The 26,763-nt window shown below is 67.6% G+C and carries 19 protein-coding genes and 8 pseudogenes; 19 read left to right on the forward strand and 8 right to left on the reverse strand.

All coding sequences use genetic code 11. The annotated features are described in order from the left end of the window. Positions 1-303: 303 nt before the first annotated feature. Together AS594_RS39855 and AS594_RS39860 are read left to right on the forward strand one after the other, a co-directional pair. On the forward strand, positions 304-1,788 hold the full coding sequence (locus AS594_RS39855; protein ID WP_240509400.1) for a replication-relaxation family protein: 1,485 nt from the start codon (positions 304-306) through the stop codon (positions 1,786-1,788). A 270-nt stretch (positions 1,789-2,058) separates the two neighbouring features. Beyond that, the gene (locus tag AS594_RS39860) at positions 2,059-2,991 is read left to right on the forward strand and encodes a hypothetical protein (RefSeq protein WP_141747272.1); all 933 of its coding nucleotides are present in this window, start codon (positions 2,059-2,061) and stop codon (positions 2,989-2,991) included. On the opposite strand, the gene AS594_RS39865 is transcribed toward AS594_RS39860, so the two are convergent. Continuing rightward, complete coding sequence (locus tag AS594_RS39865; protein ID WP_069936292.1) at positions 2,988-3,179, reverse strand: hypothetical protein; 192 nt, start codon at positions 3,177-3,179, stop codon at positions 2,988-2,990. The two genes, AS594_RS39860 and AS594_RS39865, sit on opposite strands and share 4 nt — an antisense overlap. A gap of 84 nt (positions 3,180-3,263) precedes the next feature. Here AS594_RS39865 and AS594_RS39870 point away from each other — a divergent pair, with 84 nt between their 5' ends. The 3 genes from AS594_RS39870 (at position 3,264) to AS594_RS45660 (ending at position 5,881) form a co-directional block, all read left to right on the forward strand. Then, positions 3,264-4,061 carry a hypothetical protein gene (locus AS594_RS39870; protein ID WP_069936293.1) on the forward strand — a complete coding sequence of 266 codons (798 nt, stop codon included), beginning with the start codon at positions 3,264-3,266 and terminating at the stop codon, positions 4,059-4,061. Positions 4,062-4,379: 318 nt separating this feature from the next. Beyond that, complete coding sequence (locus tag AS594_RS39875; RefSeq protein WP_069936294.1) at positions 4,380-4,922, forward strand: hypothetical protein; 543 nt, start codon at positions 4,380-4,382, stop codon at positions 4,920-4,922. Beyond that, positions 4,919-5,881: a hypothetical protein gene (locus AS594_RS45660; RefSeq protein WP_206281775.1), complete on the forward strand. Its 963-nt coding sequence runs from the start codon at positions 4,919-4,921 to the stop codon at positions 5,879-5,881. The genes AS594_RS39875 and AS594_RS45660 overlap by 4 nt, the downstream gene beginning before the upstream one ends. Positions 5,882-6,062: 181 nt before the next feature. Here AS594_RS45660 and AS594_RS42485 read toward each other — a convergent pair. After that, positions 6,063-6,375 (reverse strand): annotated as a pseudogene (locus tag AS594_RS42485) (helicase associated domain-containing protein); the annotation flags it as partial. 64 nt (positions 6,376-6,439) lie between these two features. On the opposite strand from AS594_RS42485, the pseudogene AS594_RS48315 reads away from it, so the two are divergent. After that, a pseudogene (locus AS594_RS48315) lies at positions 6,440-6,742 on the forward strand (relaxase domain-containing protein); the annotation flags it as partial. A gap of 94 nt (positions 6,743-6,836) precedes the next feature. Continuing rightward, positions 6,837-7,208, forward strand: a complete 372-nt coding sequence (locus AS594_RS48320) for a relaxase domain-containing protein (RefSeq protein WP_420877924.1) — start codon at positions 6,837-6,839, stop codon at positions 7,206-7,208. Here the strand turns inward: AS594_RS48320 and AS594_RS39890 are convergent. Together AS594_RS39890 and AS594_RS39895 are read right to left on the reverse strand one after the other, a co-directional pair. Next, positions 7,199-7,540, reverse strand: a pseudogene (locus AS594_RS39890) (Ku protein); the annotation flags it as partial. The gene AS594_RS48320 and the pseudogene AS594_RS39890 overlap by 10 nt on opposite strands. Positions 7,541-7,875: 335 nt before the next feature. Continuing rightward, positions 7,876-10,830: an NACHT domain-containing protein gene (locus AS594_RS39895; protein ID WP_240509401.1), complete on the reverse strand. Its 2,955-nt coding sequence runs from the start codon at positions 10,828-10,830 to the stop codon at positions 7,876-7,878. A gap of 83 nt (positions 10,831-10,913) precedes the next feature. Between AS594_RS39895 and AS594_RS39900 the strand changes: the two genes are divergently transcribed. The 11 genes and pseudogenes from AS594_RS39900 to AS594_RS39955 all read left to right on the forward strand — a co-directional run bounded on the left by AS594_RS39900 (position 10,914) and on the right by AS594_RS39955 (position 19,612). Then, entirely contained in the window at positions 10,914-11,123 is a 210-nt protein-coding gene (locus AS594_RS39900; protein WP_069936295.1) for a hypothetical protein, read from the forward strand. Positions 11,124-11,814: 691 nt separating this feature from the next. Further along, positions 11,815-12,051: a hypothetical protein gene (locus AS594_RS48325; protein ID WP_141747273.1), complete on the forward strand. Its 237-nt coding sequence runs from the start codon at positions 11,815-11,817 to the stop codon at positions 12,049-12,051. 557 nt (positions 12,052-12,608) lie between these two features. Continuing rightward, positions 12,609-12,815 carry a hypothetical protein gene (locus tag AS594_RS39910; protein WP_069936297.1) on the forward strand — a complete coding sequence of 69 codons (207 nt, stop codon included), beginning with the start codon at positions 12,609-12,611 and terminating at the stop codon, positions 12,813-12,815. A gap of 588 nt (positions 12,816-13,403) precedes the next feature. Beyond that, positions 13,404-14,753: pseudogene (locus tag AS594_RS39915) on the forward strand (maltotransferase domain-containing protein); the annotation flags it as partial. Between the two features lie 53 nt (positions 14,754-14,806). Continuing rightward, positions 14,807-15,301 (forward strand): S8 family serine peptidase, encoded by a 495-nt coding sequence (locus AS594_RS39920; RefSeq protein ID WP_107393296.1) that lies wholly within the window; start codon positions 14,807-14,809, stop codon positions 15,299-15,301. Positions 15,302-15,694: 393 nt separating this feature from the next. Beyond that, positions 15,695-16,054 (forward strand): annotated as a pseudogene (locus AS594_RS39925) (alpha-1,4-glucan--maltose-1-phosphate maltosyltransferase); the annotation flags it as partial. Between the two features lie 232 nt (positions 16,055-16,286). Then, positions 16,287-16,847: a hypothetical protein gene (locus tag AS594_RS39930; RefSeq protein ID WP_069936300.1), complete on the forward strand. Its 561-nt coding sequence runs from the start codon at positions 16,287-16,289 to the stop codon at positions 16,845-16,847. Next, entirely contained in the window at positions 16,834-17,247 is a 414-nt protein-coding gene (locus AS594_RS39935) for a helix-turn-helix domain-containing protein (RefSeq protein ID WP_069936301.1), read from the forward strand. Before AS594_RS39930 ends, AS594_RS39935 begins: the two co-directional genes overlap by 14 nt. Before the next feature lie 410 nt (positions 17,248-17,657). Further along, a pseudogene (locus AS594_RS42490) lies at positions 17,658-17,959 on the forward strand (alpha-amylase family glycosyl hydrolase); the annotation flags it as partial. 219 nt (positions 17,960-18,178) lie between these two features. Next, a complete protein-coding gene (locus AS594_RS39950; protein ID WP_069936304.1) occupies positions 18,179-18,523 on the forward strand; it encodes a hypothetical protein in 345 nt (114 codons plus the stop codon). A gap of 483 nt (positions 18,524-19,006) precedes the next feature. Next, the gene (locus AS594_RS39955; protein WP_069936305.1) at positions 19,007-19,612 is read left to right on the forward strand and encodes a hypothetical protein; all 606 of its coding nucleotides are present in this window, start codon (positions 19,007-19,009) and stop codon (positions 19,610-19,612) included. A gap of 438 nt (positions 19,613-20,050) precedes the next feature. On the opposite strand, the gene AS594_RS47090 is transcribed toward AS594_RS39955, so the two are convergent. Next, complete coding sequence (locus AS594_RS47090) at positions 20,051-20,317, reverse strand: hypothetical protein (RefSeq protein ID WP_240509402.1); 267 nt, start codon at positions 20,315-20,317, stop codon at positions 20,051-20,053. A gap of 52 nt (positions 20,318-20,369) precedes the next feature. Here AS594_RS47090 and AS594_RS47095 point away from each other — a divergent pair, with 52 nt between their 5' ends. Next, positions 20,370-20,852 carry a TIGR02391 family protein gene (locus tag AS594_RS47095; RefSeq protein ID WP_240509403.1) on the forward strand — a complete coding sequence of 161 codons (483 nt, stop codon included), beginning with the start codon at positions 20,370-20,372 and terminating at the stop codon, positions 20,850-20,852. Between the two features lie 552 nt (positions 20,853-21,404). Here AS594_RS47095 and AS594_RS39965 read toward each other — a convergent pair. The 3 genes and pseudogenes from AS594_RS39965 to AS594_RS47100 form a co-directional block, all read right to left on the reverse strand. Then, positions 21,405-23,585: pseudogene (locus AS594_RS39965) on the reverse strand (helicase associated domain-containing protein); the annotation flags it as partial. Between the two features lie 119 nt (positions 23,586-23,704). After that, positions 23,705-26,116, reverse strand: coding sequence for a hypothetical protein (locus AS594_RS44255; RefSeq protein WP_141747274.1), 2,412 nt, complete (start codon positions 26,114-26,116; stop codon positions 23,705-23,707). A 245-nt stretch (positions 26,117-26,361) separates the two neighbouring features. Further along, positions 26,362-26,763, reverse strand: a pseudogene (locus AS594_RS47100) (helicase associated domain-containing protein); the annotation flags it as partial.

Here is a 26,763-nt window from a genome sequence, read left to right on the forward strand (position 1 = left end):
GCTGATCGTGGCGGCCTCAAGACGAGCCTCCAGCGGTGGCCCTGTGGACAGAGGACGGTGCTCGGGAGGGAGAACTCTCCCTCCCCGCCGGACCCGGAAACTCCAAGGAGCATGTGTGGTGCTGGTCACGGATAAATCGCCCCGGTCAAGGCGTTTCTGAGGCATAGAAGACACTGATCGGTGCTGAGCGTCAGACAGCGGACAAGGGGGTCTTCCCGACGGTGGCTCCGGCCCGTGCGCACATCGGCGTGCGGGCCGGACGCTCACCGTCCCGGCCAGCCGGCCGGAGGAATCGAGGACACCGTGCCCGTCGACTTCACGCCCGACTCCGCCCGCGAACCGCAGGAGACCGACGACCAGGCGCCCGGCGAGGACCTGGACCAGGTGCCGCCGGCCCCCTCTACGGGCCCCTCCATTGCCCCCTCCACGGCCTCTTCGCCTGCCAGGCGCGTACCCACAGGTCAGCCCCGGCAGAACAGGACCCCCGGCACGTTCGACAACCCTTCTAAGTCTTCTAAGCAGACATGGAAGCCAACCCACACCAGGAAGCAGGAAGTGCTGAAGGCTCTCGGGATCTTCCAGAGGGCTACCGCTGAACACCTGTGGCGGATGCTGCGCCCCGGAGACTCGCACGACCGGTGCACGAGGGACACCCTCAACGCCCTCAAGGACGACGGGAAGGTCCGGGTGGAGACGCGGCTGGAGTCGAACCACCAACTGTGGGTGCTCACCGAGCGAGGACACAAGGAAGCCAAGCAGCTGCTGCCGGGGAACGTCCGGGTCTCCGCGCTGCGCAAGCTCGAGTTCGACGACGACGGCGAGCTGGTCACCGGCGAGGGCTACGACGAACACGCGGCCGCCGTCACGATGACCGCTGCGGTCCTCACCGAGGCCGGCTTCGGCACGCCGCTGTCCTGGCAGACCGAGATCGCCCACCGCCTCCCGTACGGCTACACCCAGTACGCCGACCTGACGATGCGGGCCCCGGAGGTCGGCGTGCCCGCGATGCTCCTGGAGGTCGACCGCGTGAATGAGCCCGTCGACGTCCTGGTGGACAAGGTGCGCCGCTACACCGAGTGGTTCGAGCTCCTGGCGCCGAAGGCCGACAAGAACCACGAGCGGGCGGCCTGCTCCTACGGGGGAGCGAAGGTGCACGACTTCCGGCTGTGGTCGCGGATCTACCCGGCGACCGGCCACGAGGGCTACGTGCCCCTCGCGTTCGTGTTCACGGGTAAGACGAAGGCGCAGCGGGCCAGCAAGATGCGGCGGCTGGAGCAGGCGGCCCGTTCCTACTTCGCCGGCACCCAGTACCCGGGCGCGGGCATTACGGCCGTCGACTACCACCAGGCGGTGCCCGTGGTCGTCACCGAGCTGGAGCGGATCACGGCCGATCCGGATGGCGCGGCGGGGAAGGTGTGGCGCAGGCTCGGGCGCGATGAGTGGCAGACGCTGACGGAGGCCCTGGACAACTCCGACGGTGACCGGCTGTACGTGGTGCAGGCAGAGCAGGCCCGCAAGCGCCAGAAGGAGCGCGAAGCCGCGGCCCGCGAGGCGCAGCGGCCCGTGTGCAGGCGCTGCGGAGCGAAGTTCACTGACGACCGCTGGGACACGATCCGGCACTACCCGGCGCAGCAGCACCGCGAGCTCTGTGAACCGTGCCTGCACGAACACTGGGAACAGGTGCAGGCGGAGAAGGCCGCGCGGCGCCAGGCGGAGGAAGCCGCGGCCCGGGAGGCGGCCGAAGCGGACGTGAAGAAGAACCGCGGCCTGTTCGGACGCCGCCGGTAGCCGGCACGCGGCCCGGCGGCCGGAGGACGACCAGGAGCCGGATCGGAGCCGGCTGGTTCCGCGGCCGGTTCGGCATCACGCGCCGCCGGTAGCCGGGCGGCTTGTGCCTCCGGCCGGATATACGACCCGGCCGGAGGCGAGGGTGCGCACCGCGAACAACGACGTGTTCGCGCTGTCCGCTGATCGGTTTAGCAGAGCCGGTGCTGCCGCAGAGATGTGAGGACTACCCCCGTGCTGTACGGGGATTCATGCCGCAAGGGAGAGACGATCTTGGGTGAGTTCCGTCCGGTGGCCAACGGACTTCGCACCGATCATCCCGTTCCGGGTCTGCCGTTCATCAACGACGAACGGCTGCCGCTCGGCAATCCGGACGCGATCGAGCGCACCGGCCGGGACCAGGGCGAGGGGCTGTGGGGCCGCACCGACCCGTTACCGGGAGGCGGCTGGGTGGCGTTCACGACCGAGCCGAAGAACCGCGCGTACGCGTGGGCCGTCCACTACCACCCCGAGCACGGCCGCACGGTGGTGCTGGTCACGGACGGCAGCTGGAGCGGGCTCCACCACGACTGGGTGTACGGACACACCGGCTTCCTCTACCGGCACGGCGGCTACTGGTGGGACGGCACCGCCTGGCACCGGCCCGGCGTGGTCTTCGACGGCGCCTACGAGCGCTACGACGCCCGCCCCGTCCAGGACGCGCTCACCGTCACGGCCGCCGACCTCCTGGTCCACCCCGCCGACCCGGGCAAGGCGAGTATCGCCACCATCGCCGGGTTCACCGCGCCCAAGACTGCCCTGCCGAACTGGCGTGATCATCTGGCGTTGTGGGCGGAGCACCGCCGGCGTGTGCCGGACGCACGGCCGTTGGACGAGTGCGTCGTCGACCTGAAGGCTCCCGAGCTGGAGCCGGGCCTCCTGGTGGACCGCGCCGGGCTGGCGAAGATCGCGAACATCGCTGAGGACGACCTTCCGGTCCCCGAGTACGAGGACCACAAGATGCCCGAACCACAGGCCCACGGCGCCAACGGACCTCTGTGGTCGCAGCCCGTGGCCCGGGACTGGGCTGAACAGCATCACCGCGACCACGGTCCCGGCGCCCTCCTCTCCGCCACCACCTCTTTCGGCACCCCGCAGCCCCAGGGGCTCGTCGCCGACCATCTACACCGCAAGCCTGCGCGTGAGCAGATCCGGGCGGGCCGCTAGTGCTGGGGAGGCTGAAGAATTTTGTCGAGCACGAGGGCGATCGCTAGGTAGGTCACTGCGAGAGACCGGTGAGCCGCACCATCTTCGCCGCCAAGCTGCTCGGCCTGCGTGCGCTCCGCACCGCTCTCACTTGTAGCCCAGTCCTTGGCGGTGCGAATGCGTTCCAAGAGTTCGTCCGCGTCTGGCATGCGGGTGACCTTGCCACTGGCTCGCCTGACGCGAGCCTCGACATGCCCCTGGAGGGCAGATGTTCACCCCTTTTCACCACCCGCTTGTCACACCCGCGCCGACACCTGCGCCTGCACCTGCGCCTGTACCTGCGCCTGTACCTGCGCCTGTACCTGCGCCTGTACCTGCGCCTGTACCTGCGCCTGTACCTGCGCCTGTACCTGCGCCTGTACCTGCACCTGCACCTGCACCTGCACCTGCACCTGCTCCTCAGCCCGCCCTATCACCCTGACCTGAACCCAGGAACCGGGGCCGTACATAACCACGGTCGCGCCGAGACCGGCTTCTCCTTCAGCGGCCTGACCGGCAAGGAGGCGACCCAGTCCATCACCCGGGCGGTGGTGCAGTGGGTGGGAGCGTCAGGGTGGGGGTGCAGAGCAGAGGCGCAGATGCGCTACATCGACCCGCCCCGCCTGAAGAACGGAGGCTGCATCGCCTACTGGTCGCCGCCCTGGTCTGCCTACCTGGACCTGCGCGTGATCCGCAAAGACGGCCCACCGATCGCCGTGGAAATCGACCGCGCGGACGAGAGCACCGCCGTGGACAAGCTCCGAGACGAAGCACTCCGCGGCCGCCCCGCGCTGTGGATCCGCTGGCACGGAGCGCTGCGTGCCGAGCTCCCGGCCGGTGTGGCCCGTCTCCACCTGCCCACGCGGTCCAGCAAATCGCCCTTGCGGTACTCGCTGGCCCTGGTGACCGGCACCGAGGCGATCACCCTCGGCCCAGCCGTCACCCCCGAGGCCCGAGCGGACGCTCTGCGGCGAGACCAGCAGCGGATCGCGGACGAGAAACGTGCTGCTGCCCGCCCCCAGGAACCGGGCCCGACCCGCTGCTACTGGTAAACCGGACACGCCAGGGGCCCCGGGGGATCAGCCATGACGTCCCTGGGGCCCGGCTCGGGGGTCGCACCGCCCAACGACGCTGCGACCCCGGCCGTTACGCGGTAGCCGGCTCCGGCACTTCGAGAACTTCACCCAGGCGACCACGGGCCTCGGCTCCGATGTACGGCGTGGGTCGGCATGGTTTTCGGCCACTGCATCTGATTGCCCGGCGGGTCTTGGACAGCTGCGGGTACGGTCGATCAGTTTGATGGCTGGCGGTGGCTGCCGGTGGGAAGTGTCCGGTCGGCGTGTCGTCGCATTGCGGGTGGGGGTGGTTCGGTGGTCAGCGCCGAGCAGAAGATCGAGGAGCAGTTCGCGCAGTTTCAGCAGAAGGCCGGTGCTTGCCATGCCGAGGTGCTGAAGCACTCCGACGGTGACCAGTTCGCGGTGGAGTACGCCCGGCTGGTTAACGTCACCAGCAAGCTGGTGGAGTTCGAGAAGACGATCCCCGAGCGTCTGGCCGAACCCGATCGCAGACGCAGTGAGCGCATCGTGACGTGGTCCTGGCGCGGCCAGGCGGCCGTCGGCGCGGGGTTGATCGCGCTCGTCTTCGTCCTCGACCGCTCGAGCTGGTGGTTGGTCCTGCTGGTCCCGCACTTCGTGGGAACGTTGGCCGGCTGCTTCCAGAAGGTCGATGCCGAACAGCACCGCGACCGTCGCTTCGGAGCCGTCGCACTGCACGTGGTCGCGCTCCTGATGGCCCTCATCAGCCTGAGCGTGATCAGCCGGTGGTTCATCATCGCCGCCGCCGTGGGCTGGGCGTTTGTCGCCGGGTCCTCCATGGACAGCACGGACACGGGCGCGAAGGGGGCGCGGCGGTGAGCGACGACTACAGCTACCAGGTCCGCAGCCTGGAGACCCGGACCGGCGGTATGGAGCACGAGCTGCACTCGCTGCGTTCGAAGCTGGGGGAGGTCGAAGACCTCGACTACGAGCTGCGCGACATCCGTGGCGACATCCGCAGCCTCGAGGACGACCTCAGCACCGTCCGCAACGACCTCACCGAGCTGGACGACGACGTACGCGACCACATCCAGGACACTGATCAATCCCTCAAGCGGCTGACCGGCCGCGTCCAGGCACTCGAAGCGCATCTGCTTGCCGCGGGCGGCGCCCCACACGCCGACCTCGACACCATCGACCCGGAATGGATGAAGCTGGCCAGGACCGCCAACCACGGTTGGAACGTACGCTCCGGCCTGCTCCCCCAACACCAGCGCGAGGCCCACCGCCTCAAGGTCCGCGCGTACGAAGGCGCGATCGCCGAACGCGACGAGCACCGCGACACGGTGGTGGAGGCCGCCGGCATCCTGGCCACTCAGCCGCGCACGTCCCGCGAGTTCAAGCAGGCCGTCATGGACTTCGGCATGTCCCGCACCCTCGCCGAGAGCCACGATCAGCGGGCCCGGCAACTGGCCGGCCCCGCCCAGGCCGCCCAGGCAGCACTGGCCCAGGACGACACTCTCAGGCAGGCGAAGGCGTCGCTGATCGAGCAGGGCGACAAGGCGGAGCGGAAGCTGAACTGGCTGCTGCGCGGCCGTCTGGCCGACGCCATCCGCGACCGCGCCCTGCTGCCCATGTGGTTCGTGACCATGCTCGGTCCCGTGCCGCCGGCACACAAGACGCAGGAGTGGATGGACCTCGCCACCCAGGTCCTGGCCTACCGAGTCACCTACGGGATCACAGACCAGGTCGTCGCGCTCGGACCGGCGCCCGACGAGTACGTGCCGCGCCGCACCGAGTGGTACCGCGAACTCACCAAAGACCTGCGCCGCTGGTAGCCCGCGTGGGCCCGACCGCACGGCGGCTCACAGCGCCTCGTGCAACACCGCCCCGCAACACGGGGGTGCAACAGCGTCCGCGTTGCACCCCTGACCTGCGAAGACCGACCGAACCACGGCCACAGCACCGGACCCCGAACATCCAAGAGGCCCGAGGTCCGGTCACGGCGCAAGAAGGCGGTCAGAGGCCGTCCCGAGCAGCCTGCGGGACCGTCACCGGCCTCGCCCAATCCATGCCCAGCTTCGCGAGCGCGGCGAGCTGGTCGGCATCCAGCCGATCCCTCATCGATTTCGTGTTCGAAATCCATACGCCCAGCTTGACGGTCACCGGTTCGGTCTCGCCGTCGACTGTGATCTCTTCGCCGTGGCCTGGGGACCGGCCGGTCCGCGCCTTCCCGCTCCACCCATTGCGTGAGGGCCGCCAGGCCCCGCTGGAACGCTTGCTGCGCCTTGCTCGACCCCTTCGCTGTAGGCGACACCGCCGGAGCGGGAGGGAGCACCTCAACGGGCGACGGTGCTGGGGGGCCCATCGAGCACATCAAGTCGCCGTGGCTCGCTATGGACCTGGTGTACCGGGCGCCCTCAATTGCTCAGGCTGCGTGGGCGCTGGTTGATGACCCCACACGCCGGGTGCTGGAGCTGTGCCAGGACATCGCCCGGGACAAGACGCTGGCGTGGCTGGAGGATGCGGTCGCACAGATCCGCTGGAAAGGCGGCGGCAAGCACCGCGCCCCGGTCAAGGACGGGCTGATCGTTGCGGTCTTCCGGCACTACGAGTCCAGAGCCGCAGAGTCGAAGCCCCTTCTCCGCGATCATGCGATGATCTCGATCCGCGCCCGGCGGCCGGACGGCAAGGGAACGCGGGGCAACCTGTCGGCGGACTCGATGCTGGCCCACATCTTCGCGGCCGACACCCTCTACACCCTCTATTCATGGAGGAGGTGTCCGTCCGGTCATGGAGGAGGTGTCCGTCCGGTTCGGGTGGGCCTGGGAGCCGTGCGAGGTGACGCCCGGACGTCGGCCGGTCATGGAGGTCGCGGGCATAAACCAGCGGCTCATCGGCTGGCAGTCGATCCGCCGCCAGCAGATCGAGGACGCACTGCCCGTCCTCACCGCCAGGTACGAGGAGAAGCACGGGCACGCGCCGGGGGAGCAGGCCTCCTACGCGCTGGGCTGCCAGGCCGCCGACCAGACGCGCCCGCCCAAGCGCACGGAGTTGCTGTCGCTGACCAAGCTGCGCGAGCGGTGGCGGGACTCAGCGATACGGGCCTACGGCGCCGACGTCATCGACCGGCTCGCGGAGCGGGCGCGGGCGGTGGCCAGGTAGTAGCTCTCGGCGATGCGCAGGGGGTCGATGCTGTCGGCGGGCATGAACGCGACCACGTCGATCGCCTTGGCCGTCGGCAGCGGCATCTGGTCGAGATCCTCGTTCGTGACCTCGACGATGGTGTCCTTCGTGACCTCGTAGCCCCGTCCGATCTCGCTCTGGTCGAGCACCTTGCCATCCAGCTCGCACACCTTTTGGTACCGGATCCGGCCCATGTCGGCCTGGTGGTACTGGTGGAAGCTGATGTTGTGGTTCTCGGTGGCCGGCAGGACCTTGATCGGGATCGTGACCAGCCCGAACGAGATGGCGCCGCTCCAGACGGGGCGTGGCATGACGACCTCCAGCAGGATGAGGAATCAAGCCCCAAACGGACAGGTGCGCGAGGCTCGGCAGCGGTTGTGCGGAGATGCCGTTCAGGTGAGCCGGTGCGCGGCGGTCTCGGTGAGCCGCCGGATCAGTGGCAACGTCTGGATCGGCAGAGCGAAGGAGCCCCCGGCGTGGCCGTCACGATCCGGCCGGGGGCTTTCGCCTGCCCAGCCGTTGGACCGCGAGAAGTTGCAGGTCAGCGTTGCTCTACGGTTCCGGGTCCAGGCAGGGGTGTCGAAATGCAGGATGCCTGCCACGGCGGCCGGGCCGGGAAGGTCGCTGCCATGGTGTGAGGGACGGTTCAGGTGCTCGCTGTTCGGGGTCGTGGGTACAGCTTGACGGCGGCCGGGTCGAACTGCTCGAGGCCGATAACGTTGCTCGAGTCTCCGATGGAGATCTGGATTCCGTCGATTTTGCTCAGAGGGGTGATGTCGATGGTGGTGGTTTGTGTCCCACGGCAGTTGATGAAGAACTGCTCGAGGTTGGGGAAGAGATCCGGGACTAGATCCAGTTGGGTTTCCGCATTCGGCATAATGCGGAGGCGGGTGACGCTGCGCATGGGGGCGGCCAGGTTGAAATCGAAATCTGATACGTAGAGTTCCCTCATGTGGGGAAGTGTGGCAATCTCTTTCCATTCTCCCTTATTGGGGGGAGTGTTGATTACCAGTTCTCGCAGTTGCTGCCATCTGGAGACGCCGGCGAGACGTGTGCCGATCCAAGCACCCAGGGCGAGTGAAGTGAGGTTTCCCGGTGCTGGCAGATCCGCAAGGCTCGCCCAGGGCAGGCGGGTGTAGAGGGACAGGGCGGTGAGTTCGGGCAGGTATTCCAGTGCGTCGAATGAGAATGCGTCCGGCATCAGGAGGAGGCGCAGGTTGGGAAGTGGAATGCCTGCAAGGTCTTCAATGTGTGCGAGTTGCGTGCACTCGGAGAGGGCGAGTTCCTTGAGGTTGTGGAATCTGCGAACGAACTGCAAGTTTGTGAGCAGTTGGCCGGAGTATATTTCCAGCCTTTCGGTGTGTTCGGGTGAGAGGTGTTCCGTTATCTCACCTTCGGTGAATGCCTGACGAAAGGCGATATCGGTGATTGGTTGCAGGAGACGCAAGGCGTTTAGCTGGCCATTGTTGTGTACCTCTATGATCTTAGGCAGGCGATCTTGGAGGGGCAGGATGATTTCGCGGGCGTATTGGTCGGCGTCGAAATGCTGCCAGCCGTTGAGCAGCTCAAACGGTGCCGATGCGTGGCGCGGCAGGGACTGTACGAAGCGGTGGAGGAAGGCGTAGGCGTGATCGCCCCCGATGGTGGCCGCAGTTTCGACGACGGGACCCACCTCATCGCCCTCCAGGCCGTGGGGCCCCGGCAGAAGGTCCAGGATGCCCGGTCCGAGCGCGGCAAGTTCCTTCGCCTCGTCCCGGGAGCGAGGTGGCATCAGGACGCGGGCGCGCTGCTCGACCAGCCTGCGAGTATCGGGCTCGATTTCTGTGGCGTAGTAAAGGCTGGCGGCCGCCAGGAGGTGGAGCCTGGGCCGGTGCTCGTTCTCGACATCACCGCGCTTCACGAGGCGGCGTAGCAGATCAGCGCTTTCGGCCGGCCGGGCGTGGGCGACGGCCATACGTACGACGTCCTCCCACTGGTCGTCGTGAGCGTTGTTGACCAGCAGCGGGAAGTCGTGGGCTTCGATGGCGGCTTTGGCGCCGAGGTAGTCCTGGAAAGTGCGGTGCACGAAGTCGATGGTGTCCACGGTGGGCTGGCGCAGGAGTCCACTGCGGCCGACCAGGTGGGTCAGGACCTGGTCGGCACTGCCCTGCTCGGCAACGGCCTGCATGGCGGGTAGTGCGTCGCCGATCAGGGCTCGCGCGGTGCTCCGGTCCATCTCGCTCTGGCGGTTACGGATGAGCCAGTAGGCCAGACGCTGCAGAAGCTGGATGCTCTGGTGCTCGGTGAGCTGAATGCCCTCTGGGACGTCGATGCTGCGCTCGAGGTCACGCCGTACGAGCAGCATCGACAACGCTGCCTCGTAGAGCTCCATCCGGCTGTGCGGCAGGTGCCCGCGGCGGTCCCGGTGCAGTGCGCAGATCAGCGCACACATCAGGGGAGTGCTGGACAACTGCGACAGGTCACGCTGCGCACGAACTGTCACTTGGAGCACTGCCTCGAGGTCATGCAACTGCGACCGTTCGGCCTCGCTGGGCGTACTGTGCCGTGCGGCGGCATGCCATCGGCGAACGAAGACTCCCGTGTCCCCAGCGCTCATGGGTCGCACCGACAGTTCGGTGAAACGCGACGAGGCCAACCAGCCTTCCGGCACAGCGGACGGCCGTGTAGTGACCACGAAATGCGCGTCACTGTAAGCCGCCAGGAGCCGCTCGAGCCAGCCCCGTGTGGCACTCCGCTGCTCTTGGGGCACTTCGTCGATGCCGTCGACGAGGACGAGCGCCTCACCCTTGGCGAGCACGCCATCGGCCCAGCCCTCAGGCTGTGAGGCGGCCAGCGGCGTCCCGACCGCAGACAAGAAATCATGCGGCTCTGGAAGGGGCCCACGCCTCACCAGCGTCCGCAACGGCAGGAAGAACGGAATCTGCCCCCGCCAGTCAGCCAGTTCATCCGGCAGCTCATCGCGCGCCGCCGCGACGGCCAGCCACTGCAGCAGCGTCGTCTTCCCACTGCCGGCGAGCCCTCGCAGAAGCACCCGCCGGCAGGCGGCCAGCGCATGCTCGGCACGCTTCAACACGCCAGAGGGCCGGTCCGCCTCCTCGCTGTGCGCAGGCCAGCCCTCCGACCGCTCCGCCAGTTCCAAACTCAAGTACGCCGCGTCCATCGGCCAGCGCGCGCGCTCCGGCCGGCTCAGGTCCAGCCCGACGACGGTCAGCTGAGAATGCCGCTCCGCCACGTAGCGGAGGTAGCGCTCTTGGAACGAGGGCTGAACCGCTGGCCGCCGTAGCCGGCGAGCAGTGCTGATTGGGTAGTCCTCACGCCTCTGCGGTAAGACCTCGGCGGCGTGACGTAGCGCCAGCAACGGCTCCGCATCCGTACCCAGCGCCCTCGCCAGGCTTACCAGTGTGGCCTCGGAAGGGACCTTCTGTCCGTTCAGCGCCTGGCTGACCGTAGTCCGCCCCAGTCCTGTCCGCTGCTGCAACCCGCCCATCTGCAGACCCCGCTGGGCCCTGAGCGTGCGTAACCGCAGTGCGAGCTCCGCCAACGGATCCTCGTGCACCTCCCCCATGTCCTGCTTCTCCGTCTCTCGCGTGACCGTCTTCATTCATCTTTGTTCGGCCTGAACCCCGGTGAACACCAGAACCGCGAAATTCGTCGAAGTCGTCGTCAATCACTTCGGGAGAAGGCATGAACACCTCACCCAGCCACCTGATGCTCCTGGTCCTGTCCTTGGCAGTCGTCGCGCTCTTCTGCACGCTCGTGGGAGCAGCCGCCGGATTCCTTGCACGCCTCGACGGAGCCACCTATGCCACCGCCATGCTGCGCGGCGCCGTGGCCTTCGGGGCCAGTGGCACCCTGTCCCTGGCGCTGCTGACGTTCGTCATCACGGCGCTGTGAGCCGACCGAGGCTTCGTCGCACCCCTGACGCGTGGCGTCTGCAGTCCACGGCGCCGGGCGAACCCGACCACGGCGTCAGGCTCGGCGCCGCTGCGGGCCGCAGGGCTCACTCCCAGTCGAAGCAGACGTACGGCACCGGGTCTTAATTCTCTTCTCAACGACCCCTCTCAGAGAAGTAGTCGCCGCGCCGCAGACCCCTTGACCAGCGCCGTGACCTGCGACTCCGCCCCCCCGCCACAGACGTTGAGGCGCCTTGTGAAGCGCCCTGTAAGGCGCCTTGTAGAGCGCCTTGTTAGGCGCCCTGCGAAGCGCCCTGTAAAGCGCCTCCCCGGCCGGGCCTGCCCGGCACCCGAAGCTGCCCGTTGAGCGGAGGGCAGGACGTGTGGCTGGCCTGGGCGGCCCGAGCCGGCTCGCCGGTGACGTCTCCGCCCGGGTTCGCGGCCGGCGTTCCGTCGTGGACGAGGCGCACAAAACGGCTGGAGGTAGTTCCCCAGGAGCTCGTGGGGTACCCCGGACCGCTGCTGCGTTCCGAGGTGCTCCACGTCCGGCTGCGGCATCGAGGTGGAGCTGTTCGCCGAGGACGAGTCGGCAAACAGAGGCGGGCACAAAGCTCAAGCGCGACGAGGAGAGGAGGTCCTGGGTCGAGGAGGCCACCACGCCAAGACCACCCGCTGGAGGCCGACCTTTGCTCGTGGCGGTCGAGCGCTACACCAGCGGCATGCTCTTCCTGAACCTGATGCAGGCGGGCAGCGCCGGTCAGATCCGCGCGGTGGGGAAGTTCGACTACGCCAAGGGCTACGTGTTCTTCACGTACGTCACCTGGTCGATCGTCACGCGATCACCTGCCGTGGAGGGCGGCACCTGTGGCGATCAGGGAGGGCCAGGGCGAGGTCACCGACATGCTTCCCAAGTTCGGACGACCCGGTGAGGGTGACGAAGACCGTGTGCACGGTCAAGAACGTCTACGTGGAGGAGCGCTGCAGCGACTTCAGCGTGTCATCCGTGACCGACCACATGCCGCTCACCAGGGTGGTGGCCAAGCCTTCGTTCGAGCTGCACTCCGGAGATGCTGGCCAAGACGAATGCATTCGTCGACGGAGTTCATCGACGACTCCATCGACGAACCCGCTGGCTCTATCGGCTGGTGAGGCACTCGGCCATCGGGGAGATGGGCCCCGTACTGCCCAGAGTCGGCAAGAACAAGAACTGCATGCTGACGGCCCGCGAAGACGGCAACAGTTCGCTGTGCCGCAGGTAGAGGCCCCTGGTGATGTGCGCTGTGGGTTGTTGAGGTGGGACTCTGCTGCAGGCGGGGCGCCGAGGCAACCCTCACCTGGGGATTGTGATCCGGTCGGGTTGTCATTGGGTGCCGATACTCTGTGCTGACCCATTCGGGGGCTTGTGCAGCTTCTGGAGGGCCGGGTTTTGACGGACCGTCGCCCCGGCCGTCCGGTTGATGTACGACGGTCCGGATGGGGGGCTCACATGCCCGGCGACAGCGACAAGCCGATGTCCGATGGTTCGGAGGACGAAGGCGCGCCGCGTGCCCGGGGTGAGAGCCGCAGCACCGCTCGCGATGTACTGCTCGCCGGCGTAGTCCAGGCCGTTCTGGCTGGTCTCGCCGAGGAGGCCGCGCACTGGTTCGTTCAGTTCGTGGTGTGGCTGTACGAGATGGTCGTCAGCCTTCTGTAAAACGCGACGCGCCCCCTGGTGTCCTACCACCAAGAGGCGCGAGGTGCGGGTATCGCCCGCGGCGGTCTCTGTCCCTGCTTCGCAGGCCGGGCAGAGGCCGTCGTTTTCATTACACCAGTCTGCCGCCGACCACTGACAATGACCCAGAGCATGATCAAAGTTGTGTTGTGGGCAACCGCATCCACTGTAGCGATCGATCCGCCCGCCCGGCCGCCTGCCCGCCCGGCCGTTCTCCTCCTCGCTTCTTCTGTGTCGTGGGACCTTCGAGGGTGGACGGTGCCGAATGTCTTCCATGGGTCACCGCCCGCGCGGACGGGGACGTGGACTGGTGACCGTGGAGGTCTTTCGGCGCCAGTCGCTCGCCCGCGGCCACCGCGCCGCGCACGCGCCGCTTGCGGCCGTGGCCACTCGGGGCGGTTCCGCGTCTCGCAGGCCCTCGGTACGGGGCTGGCCGCCAGGTTCGCGTCGAAGGGGCGGCTCCGATTCGAGCCGCCCTCCACCTCGTGCTTCTGGCGTCCTGCTGCTCCTGGTCCTCGTCGCCCTGCTCGCCTCGGCGGGGGGCTTCTCGCACAGCCCTCAGGTGAGCCAATGATCGGTCGCATCCCTGTCCTGGACGTACGTCCTGCCGTCGACTGCGGCAGAAGGCCGGCGAAGGCGGTGGCCGGTGAGACGTTCGAAGTCACCGCCACCGTCTTCCGCGAGGGCCACGACGCCGTCGCCGCGAACGTCGTCCTGCGTGACCCGGCGGGCCGGGAGGGCCCCTGGACCCCGATGCGCGAACTCGCGCCGGGCACCGACCGCTGGGGGGCCCGCGTGACGCCTCTGGCCGAGGGCAGTGGACGTACGCCGTGGAGGCATGGTCGGACCCCGTGGCCACCTGGCGCCACAACGCCCGGATCAAGATCCCGGCGGGCCAGGACACCGAGCTGGTCCTCGCGGAGGGCGCGGAGCTGTACGAGCGGGCCGCGTCCGGCGTGCTGAAGAAGGACGGGCGTGAGGCCGTCCTGGCCGCCGTGGACGCGCTGCGCGACACGACGAAGCCGCCCGCCGTCCGGCTGGCCGCCGCGCTCGGCCCGGAGGCGGACGCCGCGCTCTCCCGCCACCCGCTGCGCGAGCTGGTGACGTCCTCGCCCGAGATGCCGCTGCTGGTGGAGCGCGAGCGGGCGCTCTTCGGGTCCTGGTACGAGTTCTTCCCGCGCTCGGAGGGCGCACGTACCGACAAAAGAGGGAAGTGGAAGAGCGGCACGTTCAAGACGGCCGCCGAGCGGCTGCCCGCCGTGGCCGCGATGGGCTTCGACGTGGTCTACCTGCCTTCGCAGACTTCGACGCCTTCGTCGCGCGCCCGTGCCTGCGCATGGAGACGTTCTCGACTTCACGCTGCAGTGCTCGCAGGACCATCCCTGGGTCAAGGAGCCCCCCAGAGTGGCTCCACCACCGCGCCGACGGCTCGATCACGTACGCGGAGAACCCGCCGAAGAAGTCCCGATCGCGTTCGACGCCGACATGCCCGGGCTGGTCGGCTAGCCGCTGCGGGTACTGCGGCTGTGGATGAGCCACTGCGTACGGATCTTCCGTGTCGACAATCCGCACACCAAGCCGGTGGTCTTCTGGGAGAAGGTCATCGCGGACATCAACCGCACCGACCCCGACGTCATCTTCCTCGCCGAGGCGTTCACGCGCCCCGCGATGATGCACACGCTCGGAGCGATCGGCTTCCAGCAGTCGTACACGTACTTCACCTGGCGCAACACCAAGCAGGAACTCACCGAGTACCTCACCGAGCTCACCGGCGACGCGGCTTCGTACATGCGCCCGAACTTCTTCGTGAACACCCCGGACATCCTGCACGCCTACCTCCAGCAGGGCGACCACCCCGCCTTCGAGGTACGAGCCGTGCTGGCCACCACGCTGTCTCCGTCGGCGGCAAGCTGGCGCGGCAGTACGGGGCGAAGATCAAGCACACGTACAGCACCGCGCTCAACGGTTACGCGGTGAAGGTGGACGAGGCGGAGGCCAAGCGCCTCGCGGCCGACCCGAACGTCGCCTCCGTGGTCCAGGACACCAAGGTGTGGCTCAGCGTCACGCAGACCAACCCGGTCTGGGGCCTGGACCGGATCGACCAGCCCGCCCTCCCCCTGGACACGTCCTATACGTCCCCCGACAGCGCCGGCGGCGGCGTGCTGGCGTACGTCATCGACATCGGCATCCGCGCGTCCCACCAGGACTTCGGCGGCCGGGCGAGCAGCGGCTGGGACTTCCAGGACGTCACCGCTCAGGACTCCAAGGACACGCGCGCGAGCTTCCCCAACTGGGGTCCGCGGCTCGACATCTTCGGTGCGACGATCACGTCCGCCTGGAACACGCGTGACACGGCGACGCAGTCGATTTCCGGCACGTCGATGGCGATCCCGCGCGCGTCCGGCGCGGCGGCGGTCTACCTGGCCGGCTACCCGTCGGCGAACCCGGCGGGCGTCAGCAGGACCTGAGCACGAAGGCGGCCACGGGCAAGGTCTCGGCTCATCGCACCGTCTGCTGCAGGAAGACTGGCCGGATATCACCTCCGCACACCGGAGAACGGGCGATCCCGCCTGGAATGGGCGGGGCCGTCATTTGTCGGACCGTTTACGCGGCGGTAGTTAACAAAGCGCCGGATTGCGCAGTCGGGGTCCGAGGGAAGGCTCCTCCGGTACGCATGCCAGTGGGCCCCAAGTCGGTCCAAGTCGGTCCACCCGAGTGAACGTGGACAGGAGCGGTGATGCCCGCACCCCGCCAGTCGCCAATGGGGCGGATAAAAAGGACAGACCCCAGAGAGCCCCCGAACGCGAGCCGCGCTCGTCCGCGGCCGCACAGCTCCCAGGTGAGCCAATGATCGATCACATCCCCAGATCACCACCCTCAACCGGGTGCGCCGTCGGCACCCGGCGCTTCAGCAGCTGCGCGATCTGCACTTCCACCACGCCGACAACGACGCGGTCATCGCGTACTCGAAGCGCTCCGGTTCGAACATCGTTGTGGTGGTCGTCAACCTCGACCCTCACCTCGTCCAGGAGGCCACGGTCTCGTTGGACATGCCGGAACTCGGCCTCGGCTGGCCCAACTCCGTCCCGGGCGAGGAGCTCACCGGTGAGACCTACCACTGAGGCAGGGCGAACTATGTGCGCCTCGAGCCGGGCCGTACGCCCGCGCACATCGTCGTTCTGCGACCGTCCCCGCCGATCGGAGGGTCCCCCACATCATGATCGTCAATGAGCCCGTCCACGGCACGTTCGAGGACACGCCCGCCAAGAACCGCGACCCCGGGCAACGGCCGCCACCCGGTCGAACTCATCGGCGGGGTGCGTTCCCCGCCATCGGCGACTGGCCGTATCTGCTGCCCCGCAGGTCACGGCTTCTACTGCTCCGCACCCAGGCCCGCGCTACGGAGGTCACTCGAGCTCCGGGGCTGGGCCCCTCACCCGCTACAGGAGACCCATGAAGATACGCACTGCCAAGCGCTGCCGCATTCTCGTCGCCGCCGCCACGGCGAACGCCGCCGGTGCCGGCACCGGCTTCCTTGCTCATGCGCTCGGCCTCGATCCCGAAGTAAGCGCGATGATCGGCACGTTCGTCGGGGGCACCGTAGGCGAAGGTCTCCTCCAGGTCGTCGCCGCCGAGAGCAGTGCCGAGGACGTCGAGGTCGAGGGACTCGAAGAGGCCGACGCCACCGAGGGCGCTGCCCGGGCCTGCAGTGCTTACGGCAACGAGGACAGCGGCGAGGCAGAGCACGCCGAGGCCAAGGGCAGCACCGAGGGCGCGGAGCGAGGCGTCCGCCGTGCTCGCCACGCCGGGCACCAGGGCTACGCACGGTGCACTCGGCGCCGTACGGCCGCCGCCGCCAACGTGGACCAGGTCGGCCCGGCCCGGACGGCGGCCGCCGAACCGCAGCATGCACGACACCGGCATCTGCACCGGAGCGCGCAGCGGTTCGTAACCCGGGTCCATGGCCGAACCCTCCGATCGGCGATGCAGGAGGGACGCCATGGCGCGTCCTGAGAAAGAGATCCCTGTCGAGACACCCATGGAAGTGGCGGAGCTCGCCCACGAACTGCGGGCGCTCCGGCGCGGTTCCAACCTCACCTACAAGGACCTGTCGGCGCGCTCGCATTACTCCGCCGCGGCCCTGTCCACGGCGGCGTCGGGCAACGGCGTGCCGAAGTGGGAGATAGTCGAGGCGTTCGTACGCGGCTGTGGCTTCACCGGGGATATGGGCTCCTGGCAGCGTCTTTACCGCAACGCGGTGGCCCGACTGCGGCTGACTCTGTCTCGGCAGCGGGCCGGTCCGCCGGCCGACGCTGTCATCCCCGCCCAGCTCGACGGCCTGCTCGCCCTGGTCCAGCATTCCATGGAAGCCCACCAGGGCGACGCCGTACCGCGTCCTGCTGCGGGGCCGTGAGGCCCGACACCGTTAGCGTCGGAGTACGGTGAATCCGGTGGCTGACTGCCCCTCCGGCAGAGCCGGGAACGCTCTGGCGCCGTGGGCGTGGGTGGCCCTACCGCATATGGCCGCAGCGGTCCTGGGGGGTGGGTGATGATGGGCCGGTGAGTGCCGCCGCTGCCGACGTCCTCCTGTCCCATGTGCCCGCGTGGCCTCTATCTCCTGATCAGGTGCGGGGGAGGGATGCGGCGGTGCGTCATCTGCGCCGCCCCGGTACCCGGGCGCAGTACATTTCCGCGACAGGCACGGCCAAGACGCTGGTCGCGATCCGGATCGCTCTCGCGCGCGAGGTGACGCTGGTGGTGGCGCCGACCCTGGATCTGGCCGCGCAGACGCCTCTGGCGTGGCGGCGGGACGGCTACCTGCGGCGAGACGGCGGTTACGACGTCTCCGACTACACCTCCGTCCTCCCCGAGTTCGGCGACCTGGCCGATTTCGTGGAGTTCGTGGATGCCGCCCACCAGCGCGGTCGCGCGTGATCATCGACTTGGTCATGAACCACACGAGCGACCAGCATCCGTGGTTCCAGGAGTCGCGCTGCGATCCCGAGGGGCCGTACGGCGACTACTACGTCTGGGCCGACGACGACAAGCAGTACCAGGACGCCCGGATCATCTTCGTGGACACCGAGACGTCCAACTGGACCTTCGACCCGGTCCGCAAGCAGTACTAGGGCCCGACGCCGGCACCGACCAAATGGTCCAGCGGTTTTCGCCATATCGCCCTGGGCACTCTCCCCCTCATATCGGGTCCGTACGGACGATCCCCGACCCGACACTTCCCGCTCGGCAGCCGCGTCACCGCTGCGTGATCGCTCCCGAGCCCATGTTCCGCCCAAAGTTCCATCCGCTCCCGGCTGCCCCGCACCTCCCACCGCAAGGAGAACCAGATGGTCAAGCTCTCGACCCTGTTCGTCCGGCTACTCTTCAAGCGCATCGCTGCGCTCCCCTTCGCCTCACCGAAGTACCTGACTGACCGTCGCTCCAACCGTCCGGTCGATGCGCGATGGCCCCGGCGCGGGACTCACACGCCCGGCAACAGCGACCCGTCGATGGCCGACAGTGCGCAGGACGAAAGCCCGCCGCGTATCCGAGCTAGGAGCCGCGGCACCGCTCGCGATGCCCTGCTCGCCGGCATACCCCAGGCTCTTCTGGCCGGCTTCGCCGACGAGGCTGCGCACGGGATAGTCGAATTCGTGGCCTGGCTATACGAGCAGGTGATCACCGGTCTGTAAGGCGCGCCCCTGGTCGCCTACCACCAGAAGGGGCGTTAGGCGCGGACTCGCGCGCGGCGGTCCTTGTCCCTGCTTCGCAGGCCGGGCAAGGCCGCCGTCCTCATAACTTCAGGCTGGTGCCACCCACGGACACTGCCCCCACTGGAGGCCTGCCTGAAGTCGCGTCCCCGTGGAGCCAGGCTCCCACTGTTCGGAAGGGTCGGACGGACCCGGTGGCGCTGGCAGTACGCCGAGGTGACTCTCGGCAAGCGTCGGCGGTGGCGGGAGCTGCAGAGCTGGCACCGCCGACGAGTTCGAGGCCCACCGACACTGCGCGGCCCGTCGGGTCGCTGCATAACTGCGCGGCCCGTCCGGTCGCTGCATATCTGAGCGCCGCCCTGGCGCTCGACGAGCGGTACGAATCTGGCCAGGAGCCAGCGCGGACACCCCGTGGTGGGACACCCTGAGTCGTCTGCTGCGCGCCCTGCCCGAGAGGAACACCGCATGACTGAGGTCCCCCCGGAGATCGCCGAGTACCTGGCGTCCCCGGACACTCTTTCGGAGTGGGTGCGTTTCTACCGCGCCTACCCGACTGTCACCGCCGCCGTGCAGGCCGCCAGTAACGGTGAGACTGTCGCCCTGTTCACGTCGGAACACACTGCCTACGTCCAGCGTGTCGTCCTCCTCGAGGGCAAGCCCGTTATTGAGGTAGTCCTGTACCCCAGCACCCAGGCTCGTGACGCGTTGGTCACCGCCTACCTCAACCACTGCAACCCTGAGACGGCCACGGCCGCGACTCTTCAGACGCTGCCGCATCTGCTGCCCGAGGGAACCGACCTGACCGGCATCGAGTGCGTGGTCGAGCGCGGCAACGGCCTCGCTCCTCGTTTCGGTTTCCGGCGCCGCCTCTCCGCCACCGGCTTCCATACCTGGCGCGAGTACGACGAGCTCCACCCGCTTGGGGATCTCTATCAGGTGCTGAGCTGGCACTCCACCGGCCACAACATCGCCGAAGGCGCCGAAGCTGTCGCCATCCTCCGTGCTCACGGCCTGCCCGCCGTCGGCTGCGCGGCTTGCGGTGAATCCCTCACCAACCGGCACCCGGCCTAGCCTGGCACGTGGGTGTGCCTCTCTGAGGAGCACGGACCTCGCTGCGAAGCATTCGAGGACCCCTACCGGGATCTTCATGAACTCGACGCCGCCGGCATCGGCGGCCCTCATGACCCGACCCCCGGCGATCTGGAGCCGATCGCGTAACCATGCGCCTCCCCCTACCGGCCCGGCTTCTTCCCCCGGCCCGGTCCGTCTGCGGCCCAGCAGTCAACAGGTCCTGTTCTCGTGGGTAGTTCCCGCCGACACTCTGCCGGTTATGGGTGGCCTTGATCCTCAACACCAGATTTCCCGTGGAGCATCGTCGGAGGACGTCGGTAGGGCGGGCCCTACCCGGAGCAGCTGCCGAGAGCCCTTCTAGTCTCTCGACAGCAGGCCCGACACGACCAGAGGAGGGGGTTGCGCGTGGCGCCCTACAGTGCCGACTACCTGAAGCGGCTACTTGACGCCGTGGAGAGGTTCGAGCAGATCTTCGAGCGCTGGATGGAGACTCAAATAGAGTCGGATCACCTCAGCTCTCGCGGTCTTTATCCCACTGTCCGGACCAAGGATGGGCAGGATCAGGCGACGGTCCGCAGGCTTGAGCTCGACGTGGCGGAAGCTGCAGGTGCAGCTGCGCGGTCTGTCGCCGTCACGGGTGCGCAGATCGTGGTCGGCGGGATCGGAGTCCTCGATCCGATCGAGAACTCCGAAGGCGCTGTTCACACCGCAGGAGGTCCGCACTACGGCGGCCAGGGTCCGGGGCCGTCTACGCACGATGATCGACGAAGCCGAAGCGGCTTTGGATTCCGCGACGCCGGGGTTCGCCCCGTCCGAACTCCATCCGGTCATCTGGACGGCGGCCGCCGCGCACTGGACGACCCACCAGTACCGGGTCGCGGTGCGGGAGGCGTCGGAGGCGCTGACAGTGCATTGGAAGACACGGCTGGGCCGTAATGACGTGGACGACACCGTGTTCTGGCAGCAGACTCTCTCGGCGGGCGAACCCGAGATTGGTAGGCCCAAGCTCGCGTGGCCCGGTGATCCCACGGACAAGACGAACAGGAGTATGCGGGGCGGCCTGGAGCCCCTGGCCAAGGCGCTGAACAGTCTTGCGACCGGACTCAATCTCACGGTCAGGAACGTCACAACGCACACCCGCGACGAGCTGAGCGAGCAGGAAGGCATGGAACGTCTGGCTGCCTACAGCTACTTTGCCCGTCTCCTCGACAAGTGCGAGGTCAGTCGCCGCGACGAGTGAGAATGCACCTGATCTCCTCGCTGAGTGCGCTCCGGGTGAAGCGTTCAGTTTCCCCACCCTGTGGCGCCCTGACCGTTCGTGGTGTGGGCAGTGCCCGGGGGCAGTGACCACTTAGTTGTCATCTAAGTGGTCACTCGATACGCTCGACGCAGATGTGATAGAGGGTCTGCCTCGGGCATGAGGCAGACCCCCAGCGCAGCTACATGAGCCCGGTCGCCTTCCTTGGGGCCGGGCTCGCTGCGTATGCGAAACCCGTACGACCGCTCTTCATGCCGCACAGTCCTCCTTACTGGAAGAACTGCCCTACTGCTGCGATGACCCCTACGACCAAGCTCGCCGCGGCCAGCCAAACGGTCCACCTCTCGGGACCAGACCACCCGCTGGGCTGCTTGTTCATGTCCGTGGTCATCACTGCCTCACCTTCTTCTCAGGCCCTATGACTAGGGCGGATGTGCACCGGTACCGGATGGAATCGGCGCAACTGACCGTTCTCCTTGCGGAGTTCGGCAACTGAGAGGAGAAGCAGCTGAAGCGACCACAGCATACGAGCAATCACCGCTTGGCGTTTTCGGGGGCTGCGATTCGCCAGCCTGACTTCAAGTCGAGTCCGAGGTTGGCGAGGGCGGCGAGCTGCTCGGCATCAAGCCGGTCCCTCCGCGATCTTGTGTTCGAAATCCATACGCCCAGCTTGACGACCACCGGCTGCGCCTCGCCGTCGACCGTGATCTGTTCGCAGTGGCCCCTTGGCACCGGCCGGTGGGCGCCTTCTCGTTCGACCCATTGCGTGAGGGCGGCCAGGCCGCGCTGGAATGCCTGTTGCGCCTTGGCCGGGCCCTTCGCCGAGCTGGTGGCTGCCGGGGCGGGAGGCGGGGTCTCAGTGGGCTGCACGCCCAGCTGCGACAGCCGTTCCTGCTGCTCGGTCGACAGCTGCGCCCAGGTGCCCGGCTGCTTTTGCCGTTCCAGCCATTTGCCTAGGTCGTCGCCCTCGAACAGCACTCCGGGTTCGATGGCCGGCAGGACGCCGTCGGCGTCGACCAACTCCGCGAGGACGCGGTAGTGGCGCTGCCAGTCCAGGGGCCAGGGGCAGTTCCAGTCGGGGTCGATCGCTGTGAGTTGCGCCGCGCGTACGGCGGCCCGTTCCGGGTCCTTGCCAGGCCGTTTTTCGCGCCCTTGCGGCGGAGGTTGGCCATGTGCTGGCCGATGGGCACCATCTCGTCGTCCTCGCCCCACATGGCGTCCTGCCGGGGGCGAGGTGTCCGGTGGCCCGCCGGTAGGACCGCAGCGCGGCGAGCTTGTTCTCCCACGCCCCTTCGCCCGGCTCCCACACCATCCCGGCCTCCGGCAAGTTCAGCAGTGTTTGCGCCGCTCCTCCAGCTCCCCGGCCCGCAGCGCCTTCCTCTGCTGGTGGACCCATCGGCCAAGGGGGAAGTCCTTGGTGACGCCGACCTCGACCTCGACGTCATACGGAACGGCGTACAGGCCGGTGATCTCGTTCTCCTTCCGCCACCGCAGCAACGCCTGGTAGCCCTCCAGCCACACCAGCGACTCCGGCCGGTACACCCGAGTGCGAAGGAACGCCGCGATGGTCGCGGCGTCGCGCGGGCTGGAGAAGTGCAGCAGCGCCGCCTCGGCGGCGGCCTGCGTGTCGTCCTCCTGGTCCTCGCCGTCACCCGCGCCGCCGGCCCCGACGATCCGCCCGTTCTCGTCACGCCGGACGTGGACCTTACGCTTCCCGCTCGTGAGCGCCCGGGAAGCGAGCTGCTCGACCAGACGTTCGTCATGCGAACGCAGGCCCTGGAGAACCGCCACAAGGGGGCGGAACGAGGCGCTGGCGACCATGTCCTGCGGGTCCTCGCCGGGCTCCAGGAACACCGGCACGATGATCCTGGCCACCTTGGTGGAGCCGTCCTTGTTGAGCCGCAGCGCGCGGCCGATGTTCTGCACGATCTCGACCTGGGAGCCGCGGGTGTCGGCGAAGCAGATCGAGTCGACTCCGCGTTCGCCGGTGATGTCCACGCCTTCCCCGAGCACGCGGCAGCTGGCGAGGAACGCGCGGTGGACCCGGCGCCCGGTCGGGTCGATGCCGTTGGCGAACTGCCGCAGGACCTCGCGTCGCTCGGTGACGAGGTGGTCGCCGCACAGCCACGCCGACCACACGCGGTCCGGCGGGACGTGGCGGCCGGCCTCCAGCTCGTAGAACTCCGCGTCGATCGACGACTTCGGCAGCTTGGCCGCGGCCGCCAGGTCGGCGTCGGAGGCGTCGGCGACGTACAGCTCGGCAGCGGTCTCGGGGAGCTTGTCCGCGAAGGCGGCGGCTTCGACCTTCTGGTGGAACGTCATGACGGTGCGCAGATTCCACGCGGCGGCGTGCTCCAGGAGCGCGGTCTGCAACAGGGCCAGGCGCCGGCCCCGCCGCGCCTCCTCGGACTCCCCGAGGATCGGCGAGGGGTCGCGGATTTCCAGCACGTCGATCTCGAACCCGGCGAGGATCTCCCGCTCGATTGCCTCCGAGAGCCCGAGTTCTGCGAGCCACGCCCCGTACGTGCCCTCCGGGTCGTCGGTCATGGTCGCGATCTCCGCCTCCTGGCCGTCCGCGCTCCTCTGCGGGCGGGCCGCGGCGAGGATGCGCGGGGTCGCGGTCAGGTAGAGCCGGAAGTCGGCGGGGATCCGGGTGTTGTCGTGGATCGCCGCCCACGGCCGCCCCAGATCACCGGCAGTTCCGTGGGCCTCGTCCGTTTTACCGGTGCATCGAGTGTGTTTCTTGTCGTTGAGCTGGGGATTTACGACATGGACTTGCGTGCGACGTGGGACGGCTGAGTTGCCTGCGTCGTGGTAGGAAGGGCGTTGCCCTCCTACCAGAAGCTTCGTACGGGATCGACATCCCCGAAACTGATGCGTTCCGCATCGACGAGCTGGTTGGCGAAGTTGTCTTCATGTGCGGTTACGTCTGGCACCGTCGCAGGGGCGGGGTGCGGAAGATCTGCCCACCCGAAGGTTGCGTGCGGCGTGGGGTTGAGCCAGTACTCCTGCGTGATGATGCGGCACTGTCCATCGTCCGTGTCCAGGGCGAGGGTGTCGGCGGGGCAGTTTGATCGACTGTCTCCGGCACCGAGCATGATTGTGGGTGAGCCGAGGGCGTCAGCGATGATGCGGAGCTTTCTGACCTCTTCAGTCGTCAAGGCTGCCCCATGCCGCTTGACCTCGACTGGGATCATGCTTCCGTCGGCCAGCAGGACGAGGATGTCCGCTTCTCCGATGAGTTGGCCGGCCCTGCGGAATTCGACTCCGGGGTGTGCACCCACCAGGTAGTTGCGGCGGTCACCGAGGACGGCGACAAGCCATCGCATGATGAGCGCGTGGTAGACGGAGTCGTCATCGATGGCTCTGCGTAGGGGTTCGGCGAGTCGGTACTCGAAGCTGACGGCGCTGCTCTTGAAAGGGTGGCTGATCGACCTCCCGCACCGTGGACACGGTGGATCGAATTGTGCGTGCTCCAGTTGCTGTAGCAGTTTGTAGCCGCAAGTGCTGCATGTGAAGGGCACTACCCGGCGCAGGAGTCCGGTGCGTTCGGCCCAGCTCAGCCATGCTTCAGCGACGGTCTTCGGCTTGAGTACTTGGGCAATTTCGCTGAAGGTCAGGGTGCCGGAGGTCTCCGCGTCGTGCGAGACGTTGATCTTTGCGATCTCGTTCATGAACGTAGCTGCCGCGGCAGCTGGATCGTCTTGCAAGGCTGCGACTTGCCGTGCCAGGCGTGTGGCTCGCTCTTTGAACCAGCTCATGGACGTGCTCGCTGCCTTCTTATACAGCAGTTCAAGGAGGCCTCTGTGGCACAACCAGCGGAGTGACGCTGGGCTGCGGACCATACGGGTCAGCGCCAGTGCATGTCGGCCGTTGGCCGACTCGGTTACTTCGAGCCCACAGTCGTGAGCACGGGCCTGCAACATCGTCCATTTCTGAGGCCACTGGATGCTGCGCACTTCGTCGTTCGCATTGACGGGGACGACGTAGCCCCCTCCGCTGTACTGCGCAGCATGCGGGCGCCGCAGCGCTGTCGATCGCACCACCGGCCGGTTGGGCAGGATGACGGTGGCGCATAGAGGCAACGAGCGATGACGGCTCCAGGTGAGCCATTCGACGTCAGATTCCTGGCGGATGACAAAGTGCCCCCGCCCGTGATCAAGAGCGACTACCTGGCTGGTCGTGCGTACTGGCGGGAGCGTGGGCACCAGCACGTCGGCTGCCGTGACCACCTCAGGTTCTTCGTCCCCGGGGCCACCCTGAGCGGCGGAGGCGATACTGCGCAGCTCCCCAGGACTGAGACTGGAGGAACACATCGCTGGCAAGCCGTGTGCCAGCAAGCCCCGCAGATTGACTTGGGACACCAACTCGCGAAGGCGACTTGCTGTCGCCTCTACGTCGAGCTCACCGTCTTTGGTCCAGGCACCCGGTACGCCTAGTGGCAACTGCCGAGGCCATCCGTGCTGCAGGCGCAGATTCCATAGCAGGCAGGCATCTGCCACACTCCCTGCCTGGTAGACCACCACCACGTCGCCGCCGTTCTGGCGGGCCCAAACCGTGGAGTCAGGTGTCCATCCATCTAGGGCGTGCTGCTGAGTACTGAGGGGACGGGTATGCAACCCGAGTCGGCTCAGTCCGATGGGGTGACCACCCTCAGTCAGCCTCTCCGCCAGATTGCCGAGACTACCTTCGGCAACGTTCTCCCAGCGGACGTCGATGATCTCGTCGAATCTGAGATCTTCACGAGCCCCGTAGCGGACCAGCATCTCCGGATCAGGCAAAGGCGGCAGAGCACCCAATACGGTGAGGTAACTCGTGTGCCAGATGTCGTCCGGCGGCACCGTTGCAGTCACCACCTCACGCAACTGCTTGCGCTCTCGAGCGGCAGCGATCAGCATGACCGGAATCTCGCTACCCCCGCTGCCCAGTGGGAGATTTAGGCGGCGGGAAGTCTGTTCTAGCGCGGCTTTCGCCGCTTCGCTGAGTGCTGCGCCTCTTGGCAGCTGCAGCGTGTCCAACTCGCTCTGCTGCAATAGGTGCTCATACGGCTCGTGGATCTCCCCATCTGCGGTCATGGGCACCAGAATGTCCGGGGCCCCACCCCATACCTGGTTCGTACGCTCGACGACTGCCACGAACTGGGAGTAGTTGTCATCCTGGATGAGCCGCGCTCGCCTATGGGGCCGCAGGTGGCGTTCCGCCAGGAACGATCCCGACAGAGGATCATCATCAAGTACGTGTTCCATGCTGCTTCCTTCGGCGGGCGAATTCCTGGAAGGGCGCGCCACCTCAGGGGCTCTCAGCGTGCGGCGGAGCACGCTGCCACTGACTGCCCTCACCACGGTTTCAGGGGCGTTCTGGCGTGTGAGGGTGACGGACTTTACCAACCGTCACCTGGTGTGTGGGACGTTCGCGTGGAGTGGTCCGGGAGGTGGGGGAGGGGTGTGGACTCGGGCCGAGAGGGCCGCCAGCGGGGGCCTGGCCGACGACGTCAGATCCAGTCGATGCCCAGCTTCCGCAGTGCGTCGAGCTGGTCCTGGGTGAGTTTGTCCCGCCTCGATTTGGTGTTGGAGACCACACACCAGCTTCACGGCCACCGGCTCCGTCTCGCCGGCGACCGCGATCTCTTCGCTGTGGCCGCGAGGAACCGACCGCTGGCCCTCTCTCTCGGTCCACTGGGCGAGGGCCGTCAGCCGCGTTGGAACGCCTGCTGAGCCTTGCTCGGGCCCTTCGCCGAGCGCTTGGCCGTCGGGGCCGGAGACGGAGCTTCAACGGGCTTCAAGCCCAGCTTGGTCAGTCGCTCCTGCTGCTCGCTCGACAGCTGCGCCCAGGCGGTCGGCTGGTCTGCCGCTGGAGCCACCGTCGATGTCGTCGCCGTCCATGAGTACGCCGG

It is taken from the genome of Streptomyces agglomeratus, assembly GCF_001746415.1.
Taxonomy (GTDB): Bacteria; Actinomycetota; Actinomycetes; order Streptomycetales; family Streptomycetaceae; genus Streptomyces; species Streptomyces agglomeratus.

Coding starts and splice junctions, on each gene's coding strand:
- AS594_RS48320 (WP_420877924.1), top strand. CDS start 6,837: ATGGAGGAGGTGTCCGTCCGGTTCGGGTGGGCCTGGGAGCCGTGCGAG.
- AS594_RS39930 (WP_069936300.1), top strand. CDS start 16,287: ATGAAGATACGCACTGCCAAGCGCTGCCGCATTCTCGTCGCCGCCGCC.
- AS594_RS39865 (WP_069936292.1), bottom strand. CDS start 3,179: ATGCCAGACGCGGACGAACTCTTGGAACGCATTCGCACCGCCAAGGAC.
- AS594_RS39895 (WP_240509401.1), bottom strand. CDS start 10,830: ATGAAGACGGTCACGCGAGAGACGGAGAAGCAGGACATGGGGGAGGTG.
- AS594_RS44255 (WP_141747274.1), bottom strand. CDS start 26,116: ATGGAACACGTACTTGATGATGATCCTCTGTCGGGATCGTTCCTGGCG.
- AS594_RS39935 (WP_069936301.1), top strand. CDS start 16,834: ATGGCGCGTCCTGAGAAAGAGATCCCTGTCGAGACACCCATGGAAGTG.
- AS594_RS39900 (WP_069936295.1), top strand. CDS start 10,914: ATGAACACCTCACCCAGCCACCTGATGCTCCTGGTCCTGTCCTTGGCA.
- AS594_RS39910 (WP_069936297.1), top strand. CDS start 12,609: ATGCCCGGCGACAGCGACAAGCCGATGTCCGATGGTTCGGAGGACGAA.
- AS594_RS39955 (WP_069936305.1), top strand. CDS start 19,007: ATGACTGAGGTCCCCCCGGAGATCGCCGAGTACCTGGCGTCCCCGGAC.
- AS594_RS39950 (WP_069936304.1), top strand. CDS start 18,179: ATGGTCAAGCTCTCGACCCTGTTCGTCCGGCTACTCTTCAAGCGCATC.
- AS594_RS47095 (WP_240509403.1), top strand. CDS start 20,370: ATGATCGACGAAGCCGAAGCGGCTTTGGATTCCGCGACGCCGGGGTTC.